7 protein-coding genes are annotated in these 6,809 nt (G+C 41.4%); all 7 read right to left on the bottom strand.

Annotation, left to right across the window (positions count from 1 at the left end; all coding sequences use genetic code 11):
• Positions 1–127 precede the first annotated feature (127 nt).
• The 7 genes from MPH60_RS25785 to MPH60_RS25755 all read right to left on the bottom strand — a co-directional run bounded on the left by MPH60_RS25785 (position 128) and on the right by MPH60_RS25755 (position 6,747).
• Positions 128–1,201 (bottom strand): ABC transporter substrate-binding protein, encoded by a 1,074-nt coding sequence (locus tag MPH60_RS25785; protein ID WP_241594186.1) that lies wholly within the window; start codon positions 1,199–1,201, stop codon positions 128–130.
• Positions 1,198–2,001 (bottom strand): ABC transporter permease, encoded by an 804-nt coding sequence (locus tag MPH60_RS25780; RefSeq protein WP_241594184.1) that lies wholly within the window; start codon positions 1,999–2,001, stop codon positions 1,198–1,200. The genes MPH60_RS25785 and MPH60_RS25780 overlap by 4 nt, the downstream gene beginning before the upstream one ends.
• 1 nt (position 2,002) lies before the next feature.
• Positions 2,003–2,806 (bottom strand): ABC transporter permease, encoded by an 804-nt coding sequence (locus MPH60_RS25775; protein ID WP_101225717.1) that lies wholly within the window; start codon positions 2,804–2,806, stop codon positions 2,003–2,005.
• On the bottom strand, positions 2,796–3,905 hold the full coding sequence (locus MPH60_RS25770; protein WP_241594180.1) for an ABC transporter ATP-binding protein: 1,110 nt from the start codon (positions 3,903–3,905) through the stop codon (positions 2,796–2,798). Before MPH60_RS25770 ends, MPH60_RS25775 begins: the two co-directional genes overlap by 11 nt.
• A 62-nt stretch (positions 3,906–3,967) precedes the next feature.
• The gene (locus MPH60_RS25765) at positions 3,968–4,510 is read right to left on the bottom strand and encodes a helix-turn-helix domain-containing protein (protein WP_241594178.1); all 543 of its coding nucleotides are present in this window, start codon (positions 4,508–4,510) and stop codon (positions 3,968–3,970) included.
• A 169-nt stretch (positions 4,511–4,679) separates the two neighbouring features.
• Positions 4,680–6,065 carry a protoporphyrinogen oxidase gene (locus MPH60_RS25760; RefSeq protein ID WP_241594176.1) on the bottom strand — a complete coding sequence of 462 codons (1,386 nt, stop codon included), beginning with the start codon at positions 6,063–6,065 and terminating at the stop codon, positions 4,680–4,682.
• A gap of 169 nt (positions 6,066–6,234) precedes the next feature.
• Positions 6,235–6,747 (bottom strand): GNAT family N-acetyltransferase, encoded by a 513-nt coding sequence (locus MPH60_RS25755; protein WP_241594174.1) that lies wholly within the window; start codon positions 6,745–6,747, stop codon positions 6,235–6,237.
• Positions 6,748–6,809 lie beyond the last annotated feature (62 nt).

Raw genomic sequence — 6,809 nt, 5'->3', positions numbered from 1 at the left:
GCAAAGAAATATGGTGATTCAAAAAAATTACTGAAACATTAGGATCTGATCAAACAGGTGTGACGAACTTACAACGAAAAAGCATGGTGTACGGAGGGAATTCCTACACCATGCTTTTTTTCTTTTGTTATTTACGATGCATCTTGAATTCAAGGAAGAGTTCATTGTAATGGGCCAAGTTTTTCTTCCCAAGGTTTTCGTACACTTCCAGTTTCTTCGTCAGTTCAGGTGATGGATAGAAACGTTCATCCTTCACCACTTCTTCAGGCATATATTTCAGTGCTTCTTTATTAGGTGTCGAGTAACTTACATATTCAGCATTTTGTGCCGCAACTTCCGGGTCCAGCATGAAGTTGATGAACTGGTGAGCCGCATCGACATTTTTCGTTGTTTTCGGGATGACCATATTATCAAACCATAAATTGGACCCCTCTTTTGGAACAACGTATTGGAGATCTTCATTTTCAGCCATGATTTCAGAAGCAACTCCCGACCAAACAAGACCAATCGCCGCTTCCTGGGCTTCCAATAGCATGCGGCTTTCATCTCCGACTATCGCTTTAATATTCGGGGTGAGGGCATCAAGTTTGGATTTTGCCTCTTGAAGGTGTTCTTCATCTGTATCATTCAAGGAATAATTCAAAGAGTTCAGGCCCATGCCCATCACTTCTCTGGCCCCATCCGTCAAAAGGATTTCATTTTTTAAATCTGTATCCCATAAATCCGCCCAGGCCGTTATTTCCTTTCCACCGAGCATCTTGGAATTGTAAACAATTCCAACCGTTCCCCAGAAATACGGCACGGAATATTTATTCTCCGGATCGAATGGCAGATCGATGAATCGCTCATCGATATTTTTCAAATTCGGAAGCTTGGAATGATCCAAGGGAACAAGCAAGTCTTCTTGCCTCATCTTATCGATCATATACTCAGACGGAATGGCAATATCATAAGTCGTACCGCCTTGTTCGATCTTTGTCATCATGGCCTCATTCGAATCAAATGTCTCATAAATGACCTTTATGCCCGTCTCTTCTTCAAAACGTTCGATTAGATCGGTATCGATGTAATCGCCCCAATTATAGATGGTAAGCGTATTGCTGCTCGTAAATCCCTGTGATGAATTCAATCTTGAAATCGCATATAGAAGCAAAGCCGATACGAGGGAGATGATCAAAAACATTTGGACAAGCCTTTTCATCGTTTACCCCCCATTCCCGTTTGCCTTACACGTTGAGTTATAAAGTAATAAACGACAACTAACAGCAGTGTCACGACGAACAGCAGTGTCGACAGTGCATTGATATTCAATGAAATTCCACGGCGTGCCAATGAATAGATTTCCACAGAAAGAGTGGAGAAGCCATTACCGGTCACAAAGAAAGTAACCGCAAAATCATCAAGTGAATAAGTCAATGCCATAAAAAAACCAGCAAAGATACCAGGCAGGATGTATGGAAGGATGACCTTCGTTAATACATCCCACCGGCTTGCCCCTAAATCCCGTGCCGCATCAATTAAAGTAGGGCTCATTTCCTGAAGTTTCGGAAGGACCAGCAGCACAACGATCGGGATACTGAAGGCAATATGCGACAACAGTACCGAGTAGAATCCAAGCTTGATCCCGGCCATCGTGAATAAAATCAGGAAGGAAGCACCAATGATCACATCGGGACTGACAATCAATACATTATTCAATGACAATACCGTATTCTTAGCTTTGCTGCTCGCAAAGGAACGAATTCCAATTGCCCCTATCACCCCGATGATCGTTGCAATCAGGGCAGATAATAAAGCAATCACAAGTGTATTCAATACAATGATCAACAATCTTGTATCTTGGAACAACTCCTTGTACCACTCCATCGTGAACCCTTTAAAGTCATACATCGTTCCGCCGTTGTTAAAAGAGTAAAAGACTAAAAAGAAAATCGGTGCATAGAGTATGAGAAAAATCAAAACGAGAAACGCTTTTGATAGTGGTGATAATTTATAGCCCAATTTACACACCCTGCTTTCGGTTACCCGTTACAAACATAATCAGGAACATTATAATAATCAAAAATACCGCAATTGTGGAACCCATTCCCCAATCCTGTGTTACAAGGAAGTGCTGCTCGATAGCCGTACCTAGCGTAATGACGCGATTACCGGCAATCAGTCTTGTAAGCATGAACAATGAAAGTGCCGGGATGAAGACTACCTGGCATCCTGTCTTTACACCATCTATCGTCAATGGAAAAATGACTCGGCGGAATGTCATCCATCTTGACGCCCCCAAGTCATTGGCCGCATCCAGAAGGGTTGGATTCATTTTATCAAGCGCATTGAATATCGGTAAGATCATGAACGGGATGAAAATATAAACTGAAACGAATATGAAACTGAAATCGGTAAAGAGAATCTGCTGCTTTCCAATTCCTACTGCCTCCAGAAAACCATTCGCCACACCGTACGTGCCAAAGATCCCAATGAAGGCATAAGCCTTCAAAAGTAAATTGATCCAGGAAGGCACGATAATCAGCAAAAGCCACAACTGCTTATGCTTGGTTTTCGTTAACAAATATGCCGTCGGATAAGCGACTAAAAGGGATATCCCCGTAATCAGGAACGCATACCAAAATGAGCTTAAAGTCATTTTTAAATATACTGGCGTAAAGAACTTTTGATAGTTAATCAAAGATAGATTGCCTTCAATATCAAAAAAGGAATAGTAAAGGATCAACAAAATGGGTGCAATCACGAATAAAGCAATCCATAAGACATAGGGTATGAAGTAAATATTCCGGGATATTTTATTCTTCATGACTTTCCCCATCATGATACGCTTCCAGACGCTTATCGAATTCCTCTTCAGTTTCACCCAATCGCATGACATGGATAGATTCCGGATCGAAATACAGACCTATTTCATCTCCAACTGCCACTTTTCTCGTAGATTGGACAAGCCATTCATTTCCATCATGGTCATAACAGCTGATTTCATAATGAACTCCGCGAAATAGCTGGGAATCCACACGAACTTGCAGTTTCCCGCGATTGACGGAAGTAATCTCTAAATCTTCCGGGCGGATGACAATATCGACCGCCTCATTACTGTTCAATCCTTGGTCGACACATTCGAACTGTCTGCCGACGAATTCCACGAGGTAATCTTCAATCATTTTTCCTTTTACAATATTGGACTCGCCGATGAAATCGGCAACGAATCGATTCAGAGGTTCATCATAAATATCCGTAGGGGTCCCGGTTTGCTGAATTTTCCCTTTGTTAAGGACAAAAATCTCATCTGACATCGCTAATGCTTCCTCTTGGTCATGAGTGACGAAGATAAACGTGATTCCAAGCCTCTGTTGCAGCTCCCGCAATTCATATTGCATTTCTGTACGCAATTTCAAATCGAGGGCAGATAGCGGTTCATCAAGAAGGATGACTTCCGGTTCATTAACGATTGCCCTGGCAATCGCCACCCGTTGCCGCTGACCGCCGGACATTTCCCTTATCTCCCGCTTTTCATAACCCTCCAAATTAACAAAGCTGAGGGCTTCCTTCACCTTTATTTCAACTTCCGAGTTTTTCATTTTTTTGATCCGAAGACCAAATGCTACATTTTCAAACACATTTAAATGCGGAAAAAGTGCATAATCTTGAAATACCGTATTCACTTGCCTTTTATTGGCTGGCACATCATTGATCTTTTTTCCTTCAAAGTAAATATCACCTTTGGAGGCTTCCGTAAATCCGGCAATTAAACGAAGGATCGTAGTCTTCCCGCATCCGGAAGGACCCAAGAGCGTATAAAACTTCCCTCTCTCGATTTCAAAACTAACATTATCGAGAACTACCGTATCATCATCGAATTGCTTCGTAACCTGATCGAAGCGTATTATATTCCCGTTTGCCATAGCTTCTTCCCTCTCTCCATTCCCTTACTCATCAATCTTCAGCGATTGCATTTTTTTGAATTCTATAAGTATGATTCCGTCACCACGAGTAATAACTCGGAAGGACCTACAAAATCATTGATGATTTGATGTTCATCTGAAGCATGAAAATAAATCGATTCCCCTGCCTTGACGAAATACATATGTTTACCAAGCTTTACAATGACTCTTCCGCTTAATACATAACCGAATGTTTCCGACAAGGATGGTTCAAATTGTTTGAACTCCCCCTTTTCCTGGAGAGTCAGTCGAATAGGTTCCATTTCCTTCTCATTCGATTCAGGCACGAGCCACTGGATTTGATAACCGCGTTCTTCATCGATGAAAAACGTTTGTGCCTCTTCTTCATACACTACTTTTTGGACCTGATCCTCTTCATCGAAGAACTGCTTCGGTGTACAGCCAAGCACTTCTAAAATATTGAAAAGAGTTTCAATTGAAGGGGAACTAAGGTCCCTTTCCAACTGTGAAATATATCCTTTGCTTAAATCCGTTCTTTCCCCCAATTCTTCCTGGGTCAATCCTTTTTTCAAGCGAAGGTTCTTTATTTTTTTTCCAATTTGCATCACAATTTCCCTCAATCGGTTTACTTATAGTAAACCCATAGTAGATAAAGTTTTATATAAGTAAACTTTCAGTTTAATTTTACGAATATCATTATACATGAAATGCCGGAAACTTCAAACGGAATATCCAGTCATGATAAAAAAGGACCGCCACCTGGCAGTCCCCCTTTTACAACTTCAGACATATTTCTTGTGCTTTCTTTTCCCCATCTGCAATGCAGTCCGGGATTCCGACACCATTGTATGAACAGCCCGCAAGTAAAACATTCGGATAATTCTTGGAGATTTTCGCCTCCAAGGATTGAACGATTTGAGGATGTTTAATATGGTAGTTCGGCATATTTTCATGCCATTTCGTCACTTCACTCGTAATTGGATCCCCAGAAATACTTAGGCTGTTTTCAATGTCGCATAAAGCCACGGAGATTAATTCCTGGTTTGTAAGTGACCGTAATCGTTCATAGTCCGGACTTGAGCTTTTATAAAAAAGCCTTACCAAAAGCTGACTGTTTTCAGAAGTATGCTCCCATTTCCGGCTAGTCCAGGTACATGCATTGCAGATCAAATCACTATTATCACCTGCAATGAAACCTGTCCCGTCTTTAGGAAGCATGCTGTCCGGGATATCGAATCCAAGATAAACGCTAATCATCGAACTATTGATCAAGCCGTCGAAGTCCTCATCCAACTCCCGATCCGCCAATAATTTCTGGGCAACAGTATGCGGTGTACTCAACACGATAAAGTCCGTTTCGAGCGTTTCACCGTTTGCCAATGAAATGATATAACCCTCAGCATTTCTTCCAATTCCAGCTACACGGACCCCTTTTAAAATCTCGACCATATCGAGGCTTTCCTCAATTCGTTCAACCAATGTTGATAAGCCATTTTTAAACGAAAGGAACTTCTTATTTCCCTTGCTTTGGTATTTCTGCTTATTTTCCGATAGACCTCGTATTATACTGCCATATTGATTTTTATAATCCAGCATCTCTGGCAGTGTTTTGGCAATGGTCAATTTATTTAATTTTCCTGAGTAAACACCCGAAAGGACAGGCGATATCTGTTTTTGCACCAATTCCTTGCCTAAGAAGCTTTCAAGAAATAAACCGATGGAGTCATTTTTGGTAAACGTCTCATTTTTTGTATAGAAATCCTTTAAGGCGTCGACCTTTCCTTGGGCTGAAACCAGATCACTTTTCGCCAGCGACTCCAGGCTCATTGGTATTCCGAATAGGGCATCTTCGGGGATTCCCTTCAGCATCCCGTCTGTATGGATGAATGATTTTCCCGTTGCATTATAGACAACTTGATCCTCCAGGTTCAATTCCTTAAGGAATGGTTGTATATTTTGTTTCCTGGCGACAATCGAATCGGCACCCGCTTCAATTTTAAAAGGACCTTCGTGCACAGTCCTTATTTTACCGCCAAGCTCTTCATTTCCTTCTATTAATATCAATCGTACCGAGAGACTCCTCGCTTTAACTGTTTTTTGTAAATAATACATGGTTGATAAACCGGTAATGCCCCCACCTACGACTACGACTGTTTTCATTAGGACTACACCTCGATTAACGAATTTTGCATTAAGTAAAGTGTACCATAAGGCAGCGGGATTATTAAAAGCAGCCCTTCTAAATCACGGGTTTAATAATGAAACCTGTAACAAATTGGACAAAAAAAGACCTCCCCTTTTGGAAAAGTCTACAAGCCAACAATATTTCTTATTCCATATCCTTGTTTAGCGTATCTAATCTGCATTCCATTATCTCCATCAACCCGCTTCTGCCTTCCTTCTGAATCCCTGTATCCTGAAACCCCGATTTCTCATAAAGCATTTTTGCAATCACGTTCATGACGTCCACTGCCAGGATGATCGAATCCTTGTTTGGAAAAACCCCTTTTGCGAATTCCGGAAGGATTTGCAAGGCTTTCTTCGCAATCCCTTTGCCCTGATGCTTTTGATCAACAAGAAATCCACGAAGTAATATCGCTTTTTCATCGATGGTGAAAGGGGCGATGTTTTCGCCAATGTGTAAAACGAAAAAGCCAACAGGGATACCATCGGCCAATATTACAATAGGGTTCCTGTCGCAATCTTCCCGGCAATATTCCAGTGACTCTTCCGGCAAAGCTGAAAAAGGGGTTTGTGTACCCGGTAAATAAAACTGGGAAAGCTGGTGAAGATGTTCCGGTAAATATGGCGTTAAGGTGATGGTCTCGATTTCCTTTTCCATTAAGTACAGCCCCTTTCATCAATTATTGGATACATTAAAAATTCGATACCCGGTCCGATATC

This window comes from Peribacillus sp. Aquil_B1 (genome assembly GCF_022603275.1).
Lineage (GTDB): Bacteria > Bacillota > Bacilli > Bacillales > DSM-1321 > Peribacillus.
This window is presented reverse-complemented; position numbering and strand designations above follow the sequence as displayed.

What these genes read in the sequence shown, in the direction of transcription:
- MPH60_RS25775 (WP_101225717.1), bottom strand. Translation starts at nt 2,806, where the DNA reads ATGAAGAATAAAATATCCCGGAATATTTACTTCATACCCTATGTCTTA.
- MPH60_RS25770 (WP_241594180.1), bottom strand. Translation starts at nt 3,905, where the DNA reads ATGGCAAACGGGAATATAATACGCTTCGATCAGGTTACGAAGCAATTC.
- MPH60_RS25760 (WP_241594176.1), bottom strand. Translation starts at nt 6,065, where the DNA reads ATGAAAACAGTCGTAGTCGTAGGTGGGGGCATTACCGGTTTATCAACC.
- MPH60_RS25785 (WP_241594186.1), bottom strand. Translation starts at nt 1,201, where the DNA reads ATGAAAAGGCTTGTCCAAATGTTTTTGATCATCTCCCTCGTATCGGCT.
- MPH60_RS25765 (WP_241594178.1), bottom strand. Translation starts at nt 4,510, where the DNA reads ATGCAAATTGGAAAAAAAATAAAGAACCTTCGCTTGAAAAAAGGATTG.
- MPH60_RS25755 (WP_241594174.1), bottom strand. Translation starts at nt 6,747, where the DNA reads ATGGAAAAGGAAATCGAGACCATCACCTTAACGCCATATTTACCGGAA.